At 59.7% G+C, this 15714-nt stretch carries 17 protein-coding genes and 1 tRNA gene; 12 read left to right on the top strand and 6 right to left on the bottom strand.

Annotated features, from left to right (window positions below):
- Positions 1–5: 5 nt before the first annotated feature.
- A complete protein-coding gene (locus tag D8U71_RS00545) occupies positions 6–419 on the bottom strand; it encodes a cupin domain-containing protein (protein WP_016774943.1) in 414 nt (137 codons plus the stop codon).
- 215 nt (positions 420–634) lie between these two features.
- Between D8U71_RS00545 and D8U71_RS00550 the strand changes: the two genes are divergently transcribed.
- Positions 635–1015 (top strand): RidA family protein, encoded by a 381-nt coding sequence (locus D8U71_RS00550; protein WP_016774944.1) that lies wholly within the window; start codon positions 635–637, stop codon positions 1013–1015.
- A gap of 165 nt (positions 1016–1180) precedes the next feature.
- On the opposite strand, the gene D8U71_RS00555 is transcribed toward D8U71_RS00550, so the two are convergent.
- Entirely contained in the window at positions 1181–1657 is a 477-nt protein-coding gene (locus D8U71_RS00555; RefSeq protein ID WP_122698153.1) for a hypothetical protein, read from the bottom strand.
- A 224-nt stretch (positions 1658–1881) separates the two neighbouring features.
- Here D8U71_RS00555 and D8U71_RS00560 point away from each other — a divergent pair, with 224 nt between their 5' ends.
- Positions 1882–3870, top strand: a complete 1989-nt coding sequence (locus tag D8U71_RS00560; RefSeq protein WP_130886943.1) for a U32 family peptidase — start codon at positions 1882–1884, stop codon at positions 3868–3870.
- Positions 3871–3983: 113 nt separating this feature from the next.
- On the opposite strand, the gene D8U71_RS00565 is transcribed toward D8U71_RS00560, so the two are convergent.
- Positions 3984–4058, bottom strand: a tRNA-Gln gene (locus D8U71_RS00565).
- 307 nt (positions 4059–4365) lie between these two features.
- Between D8U71_RS00565 and D8U71_RS00570 the strand changes: the two genes are divergently transcribed.
- The gene (locus D8U71_RS00570) at positions 4366–5400 is read left to right on the top strand and encodes an alpha/beta hydrolase (RefSeq protein WP_130886944.1); all 1035 of its coding nucleotides are present in this window, start codon (positions 4366–4368) and stop codon (positions 5398–5400) included.
- A 219-nt stretch (positions 5401–5619) separates the two neighbouring features.
- Here the strand turns inward: D8U71_RS00570 and D8U71_RS00575 are convergent, their stop codons facing one another.
- The 3 genes from D8U71_RS00575 to D8U71_RS00585 form a co-directional block, all read right to left on the bottom strand.
- Positions 5620–6630 carry a GlxA family transcriptional regulator gene (locus tag D8U71_RS00575; RefSeq protein WP_177421646.1) on the bottom strand — a complete coding sequence of 337 codons (1011 nt, stop codon included), beginning with the start codon at positions 6628–6630 and terminating at the stop codon, positions 5620–5622.
- 115 nt (positions 6631–6745) lie between these two features.
- Positions 6746–7906 (bottom strand): radical SAM protein, encoded by a 1161-nt coding sequence (locus D8U71_RS00580; protein WP_130886945.1) that lies wholly within the window; start codon positions 7904–7906, stop codon positions 6746–6748.
- A gap of 118 nt (positions 7907–8024) precedes the next feature.
- The gene (locus D8U71_RS00585) at positions 8025–8918 is read right to left on the bottom strand and encodes a LysR family transcriptional regulator (protein WP_130886946.1); all 894 of its coding nucleotides are present in this window, start codon (positions 8916–8918) and stop codon (positions 8025–8027) included.
- Between the two features lie 114 nt (positions 8919–9032).
- On the opposite strand from D8U71_RS00585, the gene D8U71_RS00590 reads away from it, so the two are divergent.
- The 9 genes from D8U71_RS00590 to D8U71_RS00630 all read left to right on the top strand — a co-directional run bounded on the left by D8U71_RS00590 (position 9033) and on the right by D8U71_RS00630 (position 15714).
- Positions 9033–9431 (top strand): RidA family protein, encoded by a 399-nt coding sequence (locus tag D8U71_RS00590; RefSeq protein ID WP_041480136.1) that lies wholly within the window; start codon positions 9033–9035, stop codon positions 9429–9431.
- 157 nt (positions 9432–9588) lie between these two features.
- Positions 9589–10452, top strand: coding sequence for a putative selenate ABC transporter substrate-binding protein (locus D8U71_RS00595; protein WP_130886947.1), 864 nt, complete (start codon positions 9589–9591; stop codon positions 10450–10452).
- Positions 10449–11246, top strand: coding sequence for an ATP-binding cassette domain-containing protein (locus D8U71_RS00600; protein ID WP_130886948.1), 798 nt, complete (start codon positions 10449–10451; stop codon positions 11244–11246). The genes D8U71_RS00595 and D8U71_RS00600 overlap by 4 nt, the downstream gene beginning before the upstream one ends.
- The gene (locus D8U71_RS00605) at positions 11240–12067 is read left to right on the top strand and encodes an ABC transporter permease (protein ID WP_024013147.1); all 828 of its coding nucleotides are present in this window, start codon (positions 11240–11242) and stop codon (positions 12065–12067) included. Before D8U71_RS00600 ends, D8U71_RS00605 begins: the two co-directional genes overlap by 7 nt.
- Positions 12064–12831: a phosphonate ABC transporter, permease protein PhnE gene (phnE, locus tag D8U71_RS00610; RefSeq protein ID WP_016774956.1), complete on the top strand. Its 768-nt coding sequence runs from the start codon at positions 12064–12066 to the stop codon at positions 12829–12831. Before D8U71_RS00605 ends, phnE begins: the two co-directional genes overlap by 4 nt.
- Before the next feature lie 178 nt (positions 12832–13009).
- Positions 13010–14689, top strand: a complete 1680-nt coding sequence (locus D8U71_RS00615; RefSeq protein WP_130886949.1) for an MFS transporter — start codon at positions 13010–13012, stop codon at positions 14687–14689.
- 107 nt (positions 14690–14796) lie between these two features.
- Complete coding sequence (locus D8U71_RS00620; protein WP_056789562.1) at positions 14797–15015, top strand: hypothetical protein; 219 nt, start codon at positions 14797–14799, stop codon at positions 15013–15015.
- Positions 15016–15245: 230 nt separating this feature from the next.
- Positions 15246–15440, top strand: coding sequence for a hypothetical protein (locus tag D8U71_RS00625; RefSeq protein ID WP_016774959.1), 195 nt, complete (start codon positions 15246–15248; stop codon positions 15438–15440).
- A complete protein-coding gene (locus tag D8U71_RS00630; protein WP_130886950.1) occupies positions 15403–15714 on the top strand; it encodes a type II toxin-antitoxin system RelE/ParE family toxin in 312 nt (103 codons plus the stop codon). The genes D8U71_RS00625 and D8U71_RS00630 overlap by 38 nt, the downstream gene beginning before the upstream one ends.

A 15714-nucleotide genomic window follows, 5' to 3' on the forward strand; every position in this document is an offset into this window, starting at 1 on the left:
GCGCCTCATGGCTTGAGGATCAGCAGGGGCTCGCCTTTCGGGACGACGTAAGTGGCCAGTTCGACGCCTTTCTCGTTGCCAACGTTTTTGGCCACATGCGCAACGCCCGCCGGAATGAACAACGAATCGCCGGCCTTGAGTATCACCGGCGCCCGCCCTTCGAGCTGATACTCGAACGTGCCGCTGATGACATAGGCGACTTCCACGCCGGGATGAGCATGCCGAGGTGAAGTGACGCCAGCGTCGAAATCGATACGCGCCTGAATCACTTCGCGATTGTCAGCGCCGAGATCCTGACGAACCAGATCGGTGCGGCTCAGACCTTTCTGCCAGCTCGTTGCCGGCGCATCCGCCGCATGGGCGAAGCCGGTCAGGGAGGCGAAGACAACGGCAGAAGCCAGAAACAGTGGACGGTACATGGTGATGCCCTCTTGAGCGTAGTGTTGGTGTGAGGGCTACTTTGGGCTCGGCATGTAGGGCGGATGTGTCTCGAAGGCGCAGTTTGGTGTTGCCATGTGTATCGGCTGGGGGTTGATACATGCTTATACAAACGTGTTGCGGTACCTGACCGGGCCATGGCCGGAGGGAATCTGTAAACTGCCGCAATCTTCATTCACTCACACAAGAGATGCCCATGGCCAATCAAGACATCATTTTCACGCCGGATCCCGACACCGATTCGATTTCTTCCGACGTTGCCACCTTCGGCGGCATCATGATTTCCACGCAGATTCCAACCCGCGCCGATGGCAGCCTGGAACTCGGCGGCATCACCGAGCAGAGCGAGTGCACCCTGCAAGCACTGAAAGTCGCACTGGAACGTGCCGGCAGTTCGATGGACCGGGTGCTGCACCTGACCATTTACCTCACCGACATGGGCGATCGCGGGGCTTTCAATGAAGTGTACAAACGCTATTTCGCCAAGCCTTGGCCGGTGCGGGCGGCGGTAGGCGTGGCCTCGCTGGCGGTTGAGGGGATGCGTGTGGAAGTGACGGCGATGGCGGCGAAAGGCTGATTTACGGAAATACTGCGTAGGCTGCCTCCACGATTCAGAGGTGTGACATACGCAGTGAAATACTCAAGGGCGCGCGCCAAACACAGCAGCCACCAGGATGGGGCCGTTTGGCAAGCGCTGGCTCGCCCGTTGAGCGAATTAGCGTCAACGGTCTATTCACAAAACTCAAAGTGGACCGCTAGCTACAACAAACAGTTTACCTTCTGATACCCGGTATGTTTGCCCGCGGTGCTCGACTTCAAAATTGAATGTTGCCGTAATCGAATCGGTACCTTCTTCGTGTTTGCGCGCAAACTCTATCGTTCCTGTTTTCGCATATAAAATTTCATGCGACATAGTCATCACTCCCGCCACGGGACTTCCGAACCCGCCAACTTCATGCGTACCGTCCGTAAGGGAGCGATCTATCACAAATGAAATGATCTCACCCACCTCGTCCGTAAAATATTGACCAATAACGCTGAACGTTTCCTTTGTGCCGAAATAAAGATGCCGAGTAGCGGAGAATATTGGCTTGCCAATGCCCGGATGATTGGGTGAAACGACCGCTTTGTAATACACCTCGGCCGTCTTCCGAGGACGAGATTTAAACGACGCGAAATCCGAGATACCAATCGTCGCGAAGGCGTTATTACCTTTCATGATATTAATCTCCAATGTCTTGCGTGATATAGGCCAGAGCGACTTTCCCGCTCCCACCTGATGTTCACGCTTTGGACGCGGGCGGACAACTGACAGACTTTACAGTTATGCATTGCCTCGTATTGTGCTAGGTCCTTCGTACCTGATATCGGCACGCTGGTGCCGCCTTGGTGTTTCACAGGTACAATGCGCCCCTTGCCCGTGACCGCCTGACTAAAAAAACTATGTCCTTGCCCAAGCATCACCTGGAATTGCTCAGCCCTGCCCGCGATGTCGCCATTGCCCGCGAGGCCATCCTGCATGGCGCTGACGCCGTGTACATCGGCGGCCCGAGCTTCGGCGCACGCCACAACGCCTGCAACGAAGTCAGCGAAATCGCCGGACTGGTCGAATTTGCCCGCCGTTACCACGCGCGTATCTTCACCACCATCAATACCATCCTGCACGACAACGAACTGGAGCCGGCGCGCAAGCTGATCCATCAGTTGTATGACGCTGGCGTCGATGCGCTGATCGTCCAGGATCTGGGCGTGATGGAGCTGGACATTCCGCCGATCGAGCTGCACGCCTCGACCCAGACCGACATCCGCACCCTCGAGCGAGCGAAGTTCCTCGATCAGGCCGGTTTCTCCCAGTTGGTGTTGGCCCGTGAGCTGAACCTGAAAGAAATCCGCGCCATCGCCGATGAAACCGATGCCGCCATCGAGTTCTTCATCCACGGCGCGCTGTGCGTGGCCTTCTCCGGCCAGTGCAACATCTCTCACGCGCAAACCGGCCGCAGCGCCAACCGTGGCGACTGCTCCCAGGCGTGCCGCTTGCCCTACACCCTCAAGGATGAAAAGGGTGGCGTGATCGCCTACGAAAAACACCTGCTGTCGATGAAAGACAACAACCAGAGCGCCAACATCCGCGCACTGGTCGAGGCCGGCGTGCGTTCGTTCAAGATCGAAGGTCGCTACAAGGACATGGGCTATGTGAAAAACATCACTGCCTATTACCGCCAGCGCCTCGACGACGTGCTTGAAGACCGCCCGGACCTGGCACGCGCTTCCAGCGGCCGTACTGTGCATTTTTTCCTGCCCGATCCGGAAAAGACCTTCCACCGTGGCAGCACCGATTATTTCGTCACTGATCGCAAGATCGACATCGGCGCCTTCGATTCGCCAACCTTCACCGGCCTGCCGGTCGGTACGGTGGAAAAAGTCGGCAAGCGTGACATGCAGGTCGTCACCCATGAGCCGCTGTCCAACGGTGACGGTCTGAACGTACTGGTCAAACGCGAAGTGGTCGGTTTCCGCGCCAACATCGCCGAGGCCAAAGGCGAGTTCGAAGAAGACGGCGAGAAGCGCTACCGCTACCGCGTCGAGCCGAACGAAATGCCTGAAGGCCTGTTCAAGCTGCGTCCGAGCCACCCGTTGAATCGCAACCTCGATCACAACTGGCAGCAGGCGTTGCAGAAGACCTCTTCGGAACGTCGTGTGGCCCTGAGCTGGTTCGCTCGTCTGCGCGAAGAACAGCTGGAAGTGACCGCGACCAGCGAAGAAGGCATCAGCGCCAGCGTTACCCTCAACGGGCCGTTTGGTGTTGCCAACAAGCCTGAGCAAGCGCTGGAGCAATTGCGCGACCTGCTCGGCCAGCTCGGCACCACGCAGTATCACGCCACCGACATCAAGCTGGATGCGCCGCAAGCGTTCTTCATTCCCAACTCGCAGCTCAAGTCCCTGCGTCGTGAAGTCATCGAAGCGCTGACTGCGGCACGTGTCGCCGCGCATCCGCGTGGCAGCCGCAAGGCCGAAACCACGCCGCCGCCGGTGTACCCGGATTCGCACCTGACCTTCCTCGCCAACGTCTACAACCAGAAGGCGCGCGACTTCTACCACCGTCACGGCGTCAAGCTGATCGACGCGGCGTACGAAGCTCACGAAGAGCCGGGCGAAGTGCCGGTGATGATCACCAAGCACTGCCTGCGGTTCTCCTTCAACCTGTGCCCGAAACAGGCCAAAGGCGTCACCGGTGTGCGTACCAAGGTCGCGCCGATGCAGTTGATCCACGGCGATGAAGTGCTGACGCTGAAGTTCGATTGCAAGCCGTGCGAGATGCACATCATCGGCAAGATGAAAGGCCACATCCTCAACCTGCCGCAGCCGGGCAGCGTGGTCGGCCACATCAGCCCTGAAGACCTGATGAAAACCATCCCGCGCGCACCGCACTGAGTGACCGGCGTGCGCGGTGCTTCGGCAACGCGCACGCCTGCTTGGCTCAAGCGCGGTAAATCGCAGGCATAAAAAAACGCCAACTTCTTGCGAAGTTGGCGTTTTTTCGTAGATGGCAGGGGCGGCTGGATTCGAACCAACGCATGGCAGGATCAAAACCTGCTGCCTTACCGCTTGGCGACGCCCCTGTAGCTCTGGTCAGCGGCTCCGTTAGGATCGCTGTGAGAACGGGGCGCAATTTAACAACATTCATTTCGTTTGGGAAGCCCGAGATGAAATATTTTTTGTTTTAAAACAGCCACTTATTATTTTCGCGCGAAAACTCACCGTTTCATCGCCATGTATCACACTGTGTACGCGCCCCGCTGCTACACAACCCAATGCAAAAACGCTCTCTGGCGACACAGAGCAGATACCTCGCCACGCTTCAATGCACCCAGGGTTTCAAGGGTTCATCCAGCCCCTTGGCCACAGGCTCGCAAAGGAGACGTCAGCATGAAACAGGCTCTGCACACCTCTAAAATCACCGCCGCGCTCGGCTTGTCAGTCCTGGCGCTGTCACTGCTCGGCACCGTCGGCAGCGCTCAGGCGCAAACCACTGAACCGGCCGCCGTCAGCTATTCAGCGCCCTCTCCTTTCGGCCCGCTGAAGCACATCAAGGCAGGCTTGCTCGATGTGGCCTACGCCGAAACCGGTCCTGCCGATGGCCCGGTGGTGATCCTGCTGCACGGCTGGCCCTACGACATTCACAGCTATGACGAAGTCGCACCACTGCTCGCGGCCAAGGGTTACCGCGTGCTGATGCCATATGCACGGGGTTATGGCGACACGCAATTCCTGTCCAAAGCCACTCTGCGCAACGGCCAACCGGCGGCATTGGCGAGCGACATCATCGACTTCATGGACGCGCTGAAGATCAAGCAAGCAGTGCTTGGCGGCTACGACTGGGGCGCGCGTTCAGCGGGCATCGTCGCAGCGCTGTGGCCAGAGCGCGTCAAGGCGCTGGTGGCGGTCAGCGGCTATCTGATCGGCAATCAGGCCGCCGGGCAGAATCCACTGCCGCCGAAAGCCGAATTGCAGTGGTGGTACCAGTTCTACTTCGCCACCGAACGCGGCCGCGCAGGCTATGAAAAGAACACCCACGACTTCGCCAAACTGATCTGGCAACTGGCTTCACCGCAATGGAAATTCGACGACGCAACCTTCGACCGCAGCGCCCAAGCGTTGCAGAACCCCGATCACGTCGAGATCACCGTGTTCAACTACCGCTGGCGGCTGGGCCTGGTGCAGGGCGAGGCCAAATATGCCGCGCTGGAAGAGAAGCTTGCGACTGCCCCGTCGATCAGCGTGCCGACGATTACCCTGGAAGGCGATGCCAATGGAGCGCCACATCCCAAGCCTGAGGACTATGCCAAGCGTTTTACCGGCAAATATCAATTCAGATTGATTGAGGGTGGGATTGGGCACAATTTGCCCCAGGAAAGCCCGGCGGCGTTTGCGCAAGCTGTAATCGATGCTGATCGTCTCTGACAGACCCGCCCTCAATACCCCTCACCCTAGCCCTCTCCCGGAGGGAGAGGGAACTGATTGGGGGATATTCGAGATTTACGCCGACCTGAAAGCGCTGTATTGAATCCAAAGTCGACGTCCATCTTTCAGGTCGATGTACAGCGCAAGATACCTCGGTCGGCTCCCTCTCCCTCTGGGAGAGGGCTGGGGTGAGGGTTTTTGGGGATTGCACCGGTCGATCTATTTAACCAGCCGTTTTTCCTTCGAAGGCCGATAACCGAAGTACGAGCTGTAGCACTTGCTGAAATGGCTCGGTGAGACAAAACCGCAAGCCACCAATACTTCCACCTGCGACAGCTCGGTATGTTGCAGCAGGCGGCGGGCTTCGGTGATGCGCAGCTCCAGATAGTAGCGCTGCGGCGTGGTGCCCAGTTGTTCCTTGAACAAGCGCTCGAGCTGGCGCCGTGAGCGGCCGGCGTAGACCGCCAGTTGTTCCAGCTCAAGCGGCTCTTCGAGGTTGGCATCCATCAGCTTGATCACTTCCCGCAACGGCGCGCTGACGCAGATGTTTTCATCCGGTTTGATCCGCCTGTAGCGCGATTCCTCGAACGCCAGAATGTCCTCGACACCCTCGACCAGCGCCTTGCCGTGCAGGCTTTTGATCCAGTCCAGCGCCATGTGGAAAGCCCCCGACGGGCTCGACGCGGTGAGCCGGTCGCGGTCGATCACAAAGGGTTCGCTACTGACGTGGGTGCTCTTGGCGATTTCGGTCAGTGCCGGGCGATGTTCCGGGTGAATCGCGCAACGGTAGCCGTCGAGCAACCCGGCGCGGCCGAGAAACCACGAACCGTTCCACAACCCGGCCAGACTGACGCCCCGCTCCGCCGCCAGTTTGAGCAAATGCACAAACCCATCGCTCGCTCGCAACTCGGTGCGATAACCGCCGCAGACCACCAGCAGATCCAATTCCTCGAGCGCTGCTGAGTCCAGGCGCGCATCGGGGCGGATCACCAACCCCAGGTCGCTGATGACCTCGCCCTCACCCAGACCGAAGGTGCGCGAGGTAAACAGCCCCGGGCGCAACAGATTAGTGGTCACCACGGCGTCCAGCGTCTGCGTAAAGGCCGGTAGCGAAAAGTGTTCGAGCAGCAGAAAACCGGTGCGCGTCAACTGCGCGTTATCGCTTTGCTCATTCAGATAGCGGAGGTTTTTCCCCTTCATGCCTCCGCTGAATTGGCGTCGTTCGGTCAAGTTTCAATCCATCGGTCACATTGTTGTGCGCCGATAGTTGGCCGGAACCGGTAAAGAGTCAATCACGTCATCGGGCCACACCACCAAACAACCCATGGCCGTCGCCCCGGATCTGTCAAACGACCGTGTTCAACCCCGCCCCGAGCCGCCCTTCGAGGCGCCCAAACAGGACGTAGTGTTGATAGCCACTGGAGAAGGCGCCTGTGGCGATTGCCGTCTTTACGTCGGCGTTGAGTCGCAGATATTGAGCCTCATCGAAATGCTCGGCGCTGACTTCACCTGTACGGCCCAGAAGTTCGCTATCAATCGGCTGTTCGAGAATCGTGCGTCGTTGAAAGTCGATGATGCGATTGACCGCGTGACTTTCCAGCGGCCCCTTGTTGGGCGATGCGGAGTAGATGTGCAGACCGTTCTTCGCGCAGCGGTTGCACAAGTCCACGCAGTTCTTTTGCGTGGATTTGCGACTCATCAATTCCTGCACCGGCATGTCCAGATACTTGCCGACGCTGTATTCAGACTGATTGAAAATCGTGCAGCACAGCACGGTATTGCCATTGCAATCGAGTACCAGCCAATCATCTTTCAGAGTGCACGCCTGTTTGGGGTATTGCTTGACCAGATTGACCAGGTCTGCATACGGTGGCAACGCCAGGCGCTTGAGGGTTTCCCGGTCCGTGTCGGTGACCGAGGCATCGTCTTCGACGATGGCGAAGGTTTTTTCCAGCGGCATCATCACCGAGTAGCCGGTGGAGAAATTGAAACCCAGGCGCTCGCTGAACTCGCGCATCAGCCCCTCTTCTTCGAGGTTATCCAGATAGCGGTGGTAATAGACCTCGATAAGGGTATTCAGGCCGTGACGCTGCTTGAGGTCATGCAGCTTGATCATGTTCTGCTTGACCACTTCGATGTCGCCGCCGACATGGCCTTGGCGGTAGGTGTCCTGGTGGAACCCGGACAGGGAGACACGGAAGAACCAGGGATTGGCGAGCATCGCGCTTTCAATGTTCTTGGCCAAGTTCAAGTTGGAGCTGATGCCGCTTTGCAGACCTGCAGCGTTAATGATTTCGACGAACTCACCGATGCGCGGGTGAATCAACGGCTCGGTCCAGTTGTACAAAAAGATCGCCTTGACCCCTTCACGCCGTGCCTTATCGACAATCTGCGTGAACATCTCGAGCTGCATGGCTTTCTTGAAATTGGCATTTTCCGAATTACCCATCGGGCATGACGGGCAGCTCAGATTGCAGGCGCCGACGATATCGATGTACATATTCATTACGCGCATAGCTCCTTGGGTCGAACGTGCACCTCTCATCACGAGCACGTTCGGGTCGCCGGGTTGGTTGTTTTTCTGACGACCCGCCTTCACGTAAAGCAATAAGCGCACCAGAGCCCTACGCCATTAACGCCACAATCCAGTCGATAAACACCCGCAATTTCAAGCTGACATGCCGGTTCGGCGGATACGCGACGTAAAGCGGCATGCTTTCCAGGCGCCAGCCCTCAAACAACGGCACGAGCTCTCCGCGCGCCACATGCGCGTCAGACATATACGTCGGCAACCACAACACCCCCATGCCCGCCAGCCCTGCCGCCAGATAGGCATTGCCGTCATCCACCGCAAGCACATGCCGGCCTTTGATCTGCAGGCGCTCGGTGCAGTTTTGCAACGTGTACGGAAGAGGTTTACCAGTGCGAGCCCAGAGGAAAGCGACGACGCGGTGATGGGAGTCTTGCAGTTCCAGTGGGTGCTCAGGCGTCCCTTCGCGATCCAGATAAGCCGGCGCGGCGAAAACACCCAAGGGCAGATCTGCTAGCTTGCGCGCCATCAACGATTGGTCGAGCAATTCGCCGCCGCGCACCACGCAATCGACGTTCTCATCGATGATGTCGACGATGCGGTCGCTGACGCCCATGTCGATCTGGATGTCCGGGTAGCGCGCGTGAAAATCCGGCAAGGCTGGCACCAGAATGTGCCGCGCGAACGGGCTCGGCACGTCGATGCGCAAACGCCCGCGCGGCCGTGCGGCGGCACCGGGCAGGCTGGTTTCGGCGTCGTCCATGTCGGCCAGCAACTTGATCACCCGCTCGTAATACGCCGCGCCATCAGCGGTGACGTTGACCTTGCGCGTGGTGCGGTTGAGCAGCTTGACCCGCAGCCGCGCCTCCAGTTGCTGCACCAGTTGCGTCACCGTGGTCTTGCTCATGTGCAAGGTTTCGGCAGCTTTGGTGAAACTGCCCGCCTCGACCACCCGGGCAAAGGCCTGCATCGCATCGAACCGGTCCATCCGCGCCCCTCGATTGTTTGGGATTTGCAAACAGTGAACGCCAAGCTTGCGCGTTTATCCGCGCACTGCAAATACCTAAAGTCGTTCCCATCAACCCCTGATGGAGTCAGCCCCATGTCCAAGCGCGATGTAGTTTTCCCACCCGCCCGCCATGCCTTGTATGAGCGTCACCGTTACTCGCCGGCGATTCGCTCAAACGGTTTCCTGTTTGTCTCGGGACAAGTCGGCAGCCGTGAGGATGGCTCGCCCGAGGCGGATCTGCGCGATCAGGTGCGCACCGCCTTCCACAACCTCAACGCGATCCTCGCTGCGGCCGGTTGCAGCTTCGATGATGCGGTGGATGTCACCGTGTTCATGGTCGATCCGCACTCGACGTTCGAAACGATCTGGACTGTGGTACCGGAGTTCTGGGGCGAAGCGCCGTTTCCGACCATCACCGCTGTCGGCGTGACTTGGCTGGCAGGTTTCGATTTCGAGATCAAGGTGATTGCCAAACTGCCCGAGGCGGCTTGATTGCAACCTTACACAAACAGACACACCGCGCCGGCACGGAGGCTGGCCAATCTCCTCGCGAATGCGTATAACCTCGCCGTTTCGTCTACCCTGACGTGGCGCGCCGTTGACTACCGGTGGCCCTTCGAATGTTGACGCTTACGAAACGGAGAATTCTATGTTCAAGCGTACCCTCGCCCTCACCGCCGGTCTGGCGCTGTCCTTTTCTGCCCTGATGACGCAAGCCGCTGATGTGTTGCGCGTCAGCGCGATTCCCGACGAAGCCCCGACCGAGCTGCTGCGCAAGTTCGAACCGCTGGGTGCCTATCTTGAGCAGCAGTTGGGCATGAAGGTGCAGTTCGTACCTGTCGCTGACTACCCGGCCGTGGTTGAAGCGCTGGCCACCGATCGCCTCGACATGGCCTGGCTCGGCGGTTTCACTTTTGTGCAGGCACGTTTGAAGACCGACGCCACCACCCCAGTGATCCCGCTGGTGCAGCGCGAGCAGGACGCGCAGTTCACCAGCAAATTCATCACCGCCGACCCGAACGTGAAAAGCCTCGCCGACCTCAAGGGCAAGACCTTCGCCTTCGGTTCGGTGTCGTCCACCTCCGGCAGCCTGATGCCGCGTTACTTCATGCTGAAGAACGACGGCATCAAGCCTGAAGGCTATTTCAGCCGCGTCGCCTACTCCGGCGCGCATGACGCCACCGTTGCCTGGGTGCAGGCCGGCAAGGTCGATGCCGGGGTGTTGAACGCCAGCGTCTGGCAGAAACTGGTCGACGCCGGCAAGGTCGACACCAACAAGGTCAAAGTCTTCGCCACCACCCCGACCTACTTCGATTACAACTGGACCGTGCGCGGCACCCTTGATCCGAAGCTGGCCGCGAAAATCAAGCAAGCCTTCCTCGACCTCGACCCGGCCAATCCTGAGCAGAAGATGATCCTCGATCTGCAGGCCGCCAGTCGCTTCATCGAGACCAAGCCCGAGAACTACAAGGGCATCGAGGAAGCCGCCCGCGCTGCCGAATTGCTGAAATGACCCTACGCCTCACCCAGGGCAGCCTGCGCCATGCCAATGGCGTCGATGCCCTTCGCAACATCGACGTGCAGATCGGCGCTGGCGAACAGGTCGCGATCATCGGCCCGTCCGGCGCGGGCAAGTCGAGCCTGCTCAATCTGCTGGCGACTGCGCTCAAGCCCAGCAGTGGCGACATCGAAGTGCTCGGCGAACGCGCCTGGCACTTGTCGGCTCACCAGCGTCAGCGCCTGCGTGCGCGCATCGGCCTGGTGCATCAGGCGCCGCCGATTCCGCCGCGTCAGCGGGTGATTACGGCGGTGCTGGCCGGCAAGCTCGGTCAGTGGAGTCTGGGCAAAAGTCTGCTGAACCTGCTGCATCCACTGGATGTGGCAGGCGCTCGCGCGGCGTTGGCGCGACTGGATCTGGGCGACAAACTGTTCGCCCATTGCCAGCAATTGTCCGGCGGGCAATTGCAGCGCGTCGGCATTGCGCGGGTGCTGTATCAGGCGCCGGAAATATTGCTTGCCGACGAACCTGTATCGGCCATGGACCCGGTGCTTGCCGGCCATACGCTGTCGATCCTTTCGCGTCACGCCCGCGAGCACAACGTCACGCTGGTGGCGAGCCTGCACGCGGTGGATCTGGCGCTGGCGCACTTTCCACGGATCATCGGCCTGCGCGACGGGCAGATTCTTTTCGACTGTTCTTCTGATGAAGTCAGCCGCGACAAGCTCGATGCGCTGTACGCCAATGAACAACTGCAATCGCCAGCGCCAGCGGTCGCACCTTTGATTGTGCAGATTCCGCGATGCTGAAGGCCGATTCACGGGACCCGGCGGCGTGGCCGCGATTGTTGCTGACGCTGCTGGCGCTGGCCCTGCTGTGGCCGGGCATTCAGCTCAGTGAGCTGGACCTGGGCGTGTTGTTTCAGGCCGACAGCCAGAACGAAATGGGCCGTTTCGTTTCGGCGTTCTGGCCACCCGCGCACGATCAAGCGTTCCTGCAACTGCTGCTCAAAGCTACCCTGCAAACCCTGGCGATTGCCACAGCGGGCATGGCCCTGGCGTTGCTGCTGGCAGTGCCGGCAAGTCTGATCGCCAGTCGCGCGTTGTCGCTCTCGGCGGCGTCACGGGGCGGCGTGCCGAGCCTGCCCGGGCGTTTGCTGCGCTGGCCGGTGCGCGGCTTGCTGATCTTTCTGCGCAGCGTGCCGGAAATCGTCTGGGCGCTGTTGTTTGTGCGCGCGGTCGGCCTCGGCCCGGCGGCGGGCGTGCTAGCCATCGCCATTACCTACAGCGGCATGCTCGGCAAGGTCTACGCAGAAATTTTCGAATCCACCGACCAACGCCCTGCGCACGCATTGTTGCAGGCCGGCAGCGGTCGACTGGCGGCGTTTGCCTACGGCACGCTGCCGAATGTCGCCGCCGAATTGCTCTCCTACACCGTCTACCGCTGGGAGTGCGCGATCCGTGCCTCGGTGGTGATGGGCTTTGTCGGAGCCGGTGGCCTGGGGCAACAGATCGACCTGTCGATCCGCATGTTCGCCGGCGGTGAAGTCGCCAGCATGTTGCTGACATTCCTGCTGCTGGTGCTGTGCGCCGATCAACTCAGCCGCTTGCTGCGCTGGAGGCTGACATGAGGCGCCTGATCAACCTGCTGCTGCTCGCCGCCATTGCGGTCGCGGTGGTCGCCTCTTTTGCTTATCTGGAACTGGATCTTGCCGAACTCGGCAGCGCCAACAGCCTCAAGCAGATGGGCAGCTATGTGCAGCGTTTCCTCAGTCCCGACTTGAGCGCCGGGTATCTGAAAGCCATCGCCCACGGTTCGCTGGAAACTCTCGCTATGTCAGCCCTCGGCACCCTGCTTGCGGCGCTGTTCGGCATCGTTCTCGCGCTGCCCGCTGCCGGGCGTTTCGGCTGGCCGCTGCAAAGTGCGGCGCGTCTGCTGCTCAACGGCTTGCGGGCGATTCCGGAGCTGGTCTGGGCGGCGCTGATGGTGCTTGCCGCCGGTCTCGGACCGAACGCCGGCACCCTCGCCCTCGCTCTGCACACCACCGGCGTACTCGGTCGGCTGTTCGCCGAAGCGCTGGAAAACACCCCGCCGCAACCCGCCGAAGCGATTCGCTTGCAGGGCGGCAATCCGATCCTCGCTTTTTGCTACGGCACCCTGCCTAACCTCGCCCCGCAACTGCTCGCCTACTGCCTGTATCGCTGGGAAAACAACATCCGCATGGCCAGCGTGCTCGGTTTCGTCGGCGCCGGCGGCCTGGGCCAGATGCTGTATGTCAGCCTCAGCCTGTTCCAGGAAGCCCAGGCCAGTACGGTGATTCTGGCGATGCTGTTGCTGGTGTTTCTGGTCGATTGGTTGAGCGCCTGGAGCCGGCAGCGTTGGGTCAAAGCGTAGGCCGAGTGGATATCTGGCAAAAGCTGATTATGCTTCAGGAAACCTTGCAGCCCTGCGAGGCGGTCAGACTGTGCAAGCTTCACGCGACAGCGATGGCGACAGATGCCGACGGGCCAGAGTGCGACAGGCAGTAACGGGGGACTCCGGCCTACAACAATAAGCACGACGGAGAACACCCATGGCCACAATCGACACAGCATCCACCGGCACGCCACCGCGCAGCGGCGGCATCACCAAGGAGGAGCGCAAGGTCATCTTCGCCTCCTCGCTGGGCACGGTTTTCGAGTGGTACGACTTTTACCTCTACGGCTCACTGGCGGCGATCATCGCCAAGCACTTCTTCGCCGGCGTCAACGAAACCACCGCGTTCATCTTTGCCCTGCTGGCCTTTGCCGCCGGGTTTGCGGTGCGGCCGTTCGGCGCCATCGTCTTCGGGCGCCTGGGTGACATGATCGGGCGCAAGCACACGTTTCTGATCACCATCGTGATCATGGGCGTGTCGACGGCAATCGTCGGTTTGCTGCCGGGCTACGCCACTATCGGCGTCGCTGCCCCGGTGATTCTGATCACCCTGCGTCTGCTCCAAGGTCTGGCGCTGGGTGGTGAATACGGCGGCGCGGCAACCTACGTAGCGGAGCACGCACCACGCAACCGGCGTGGCTTTTTCACTTCGTGGATTCAAACCACCGCCACCCTCGGTCTGTTCATGTCGTTGCTGGTGATTCTCGCCTGTCGCACGGCGCTGGGTAACGAGGCGTTCGAAGCGTGGGGCTGGCGGATTCCGTTTCTGCTGTCGATCATTCTGCTGGCCGTGTCGGTGTACATTCGCCTGCAACTGAGCGAGTCGCCGGTATTTCAGAAAATGAAGGACGAAGGCAAGGCCTCGAAAGCGCCGCTGACCGAATCCTTTGCACGCTGGGACAACCTCAAAGTGGTGATCATGTCGCTGCTCGGCGGTACCGCGGGGCAAGCTGTGGTCTGGTACACCGGGCAGTTCTATGCGCTGTTCTTCCTTCTGCAAACGCTAAAGATCGACGCGCAGACCGCCAACCTGCTGATCGCCGGATCGCTACTGATCGGCACACCGTTCTTCGTGATTTTCGGCAGCCTGTCCGATCGCATCGGGCGCAAACCGATCATCATGGCGGGCTGCATTCTCGCGGCGCTGACTTACTTCCCGATCTTTACTGCGCTGACCCAGTACGGCAACCCGGACGTGTTCGTCGCTCAGGAGAAGAATCCGGTCAAGGTGATCGCCAGTCCCGAGCAGTGCTCGTTCCAGTTCGATCCGGTGGGCAAGGCCAGATTCACCAGCTCCTGCGACCTGGCGAAAACCCTGCTGGCGAAACGCGCGATCCCGTACGAGAACGTCGCCGCCGAACCGAACACCGTCGCGCAGGTGCGCATCGGTGATCGCGTCATCGAGAGTTTCGAAGGCAGCGCCCTCCCCGCCGCCGACTTCAAGGCCCGCAACGACGCCTTCACCGCCAACCTCGGCGCGGCGTTGAAAGACGCCGGTTATCCGGAAAAAGCCGATCCGGCGAAAATCAATTACCCGATGATGCTGCTCCTGCTCACCGTGCTGGTGATCTACGTGACCATGGTTTATGGCCCGATCGCCGCGTGGCTGGTCGAACTGTTCCCGACGCGCATCCGCTACACCTCGATGTCGCTGCCCTACCACATCGGCAACGGCTGGTTCGGCGGCTTCCTGCCGACCGTGGCGTTCGCCATGGTCGCCGCCACCGGTGACATCTACTACGGGCTCTGGTACCCGATTGTCATTGCTGTGGCGACGGCGATACTCGGCACGTTCTTCCTGCCGGAAACCAAGGATCGCGACATTCTGAAAGACTGAAAAAGCCGCAGCGCCCTCTCCTGCGGGAGAGGGCACAGCCGCTGAAAAATTTCGAACGTCTGCCGCCGCGCTGTCTCCAATGTGTACACCCACAGGAGGCCAGCGCCATGAACCCCAACGACGACAAAACTCCCAACGCTCCACCCACCGATGCCAGCGGCAAACCGGTGAACGTGGTCGAGCGCGATCTGCAGGACCGCGACGGCAAAACCGAAGGCGTGGACAAAATCATCACGCCGTCTTCCACTCGGGTCAAAGAGCAGGAAGCTGAAGAGCTACAGCGCAAAGTCGATGAGATCGAGCGTAAGGTTGCAGACGGTAACTGAGTGCAGCGTGGCTGTGGCCGCGGCTTTGAGCGGCGGCTGTCAGCCCGATGACCAAAAGCTGATTTCCTACAGAATTGAACTACACAGCTGATCGACTTCACGTGCATCACAAGCGAAGCGTCTGACAGATTTGCATCGTCTGTTTGCGGATGATGTCTTCCTCGTCCCGCCAGTGACGACAACGAGCCACATCCCCCTTAGACTGCTTCACATTGATCATGGAGGTCATGATGAGCGCTGAACTTTCACTTATCGTTTCAGACTTCGAAACCGAAGAAGAGGCTGCGGAATACGACCTTTGGTTTCGTGCGCAGGTCCAGGAAGCACTTGATGATCCGCACCCTGGCATTCCCCATGCCGAAGCAATGGTGTTGCTCGATCAGATGAATGAAGAAAACCGCAGGAAGCGCCGCGCTGCGGGTTAAATGGAGCTACAAGGCTATTCGTCAACTGGCTGACATCATTGATTACATCGATCAGCACAACTCCGTTGCTTCGGTTTCCTTTCAACGTAAAGCCGTTGCCGCAGCGCAGAAACTTTCTTCCATACCCCATGGCTACCGATCCGGTCGGGTGTCTGGCACTCGCGAAATGGTGATTCATCCGAACTATCTGCTGGTTTATCGGGTGAATGGGGAGATCGACATACTCAGGGTGCTTCACGCTCGACAAAAATATCCCCTAACCCCTTCACTCTAA

This window comes from Pseudomonas sp. Sample_21, assembly GCF_004307525.1.
Taxonomy (GTDB): Bacteria; Pseudomonadota; Gammaproteobacteria; order Pseudomonadales; family Pseudomonadaceae; genus Aquipseudomonas; species Aquipseudomonas atacamensis.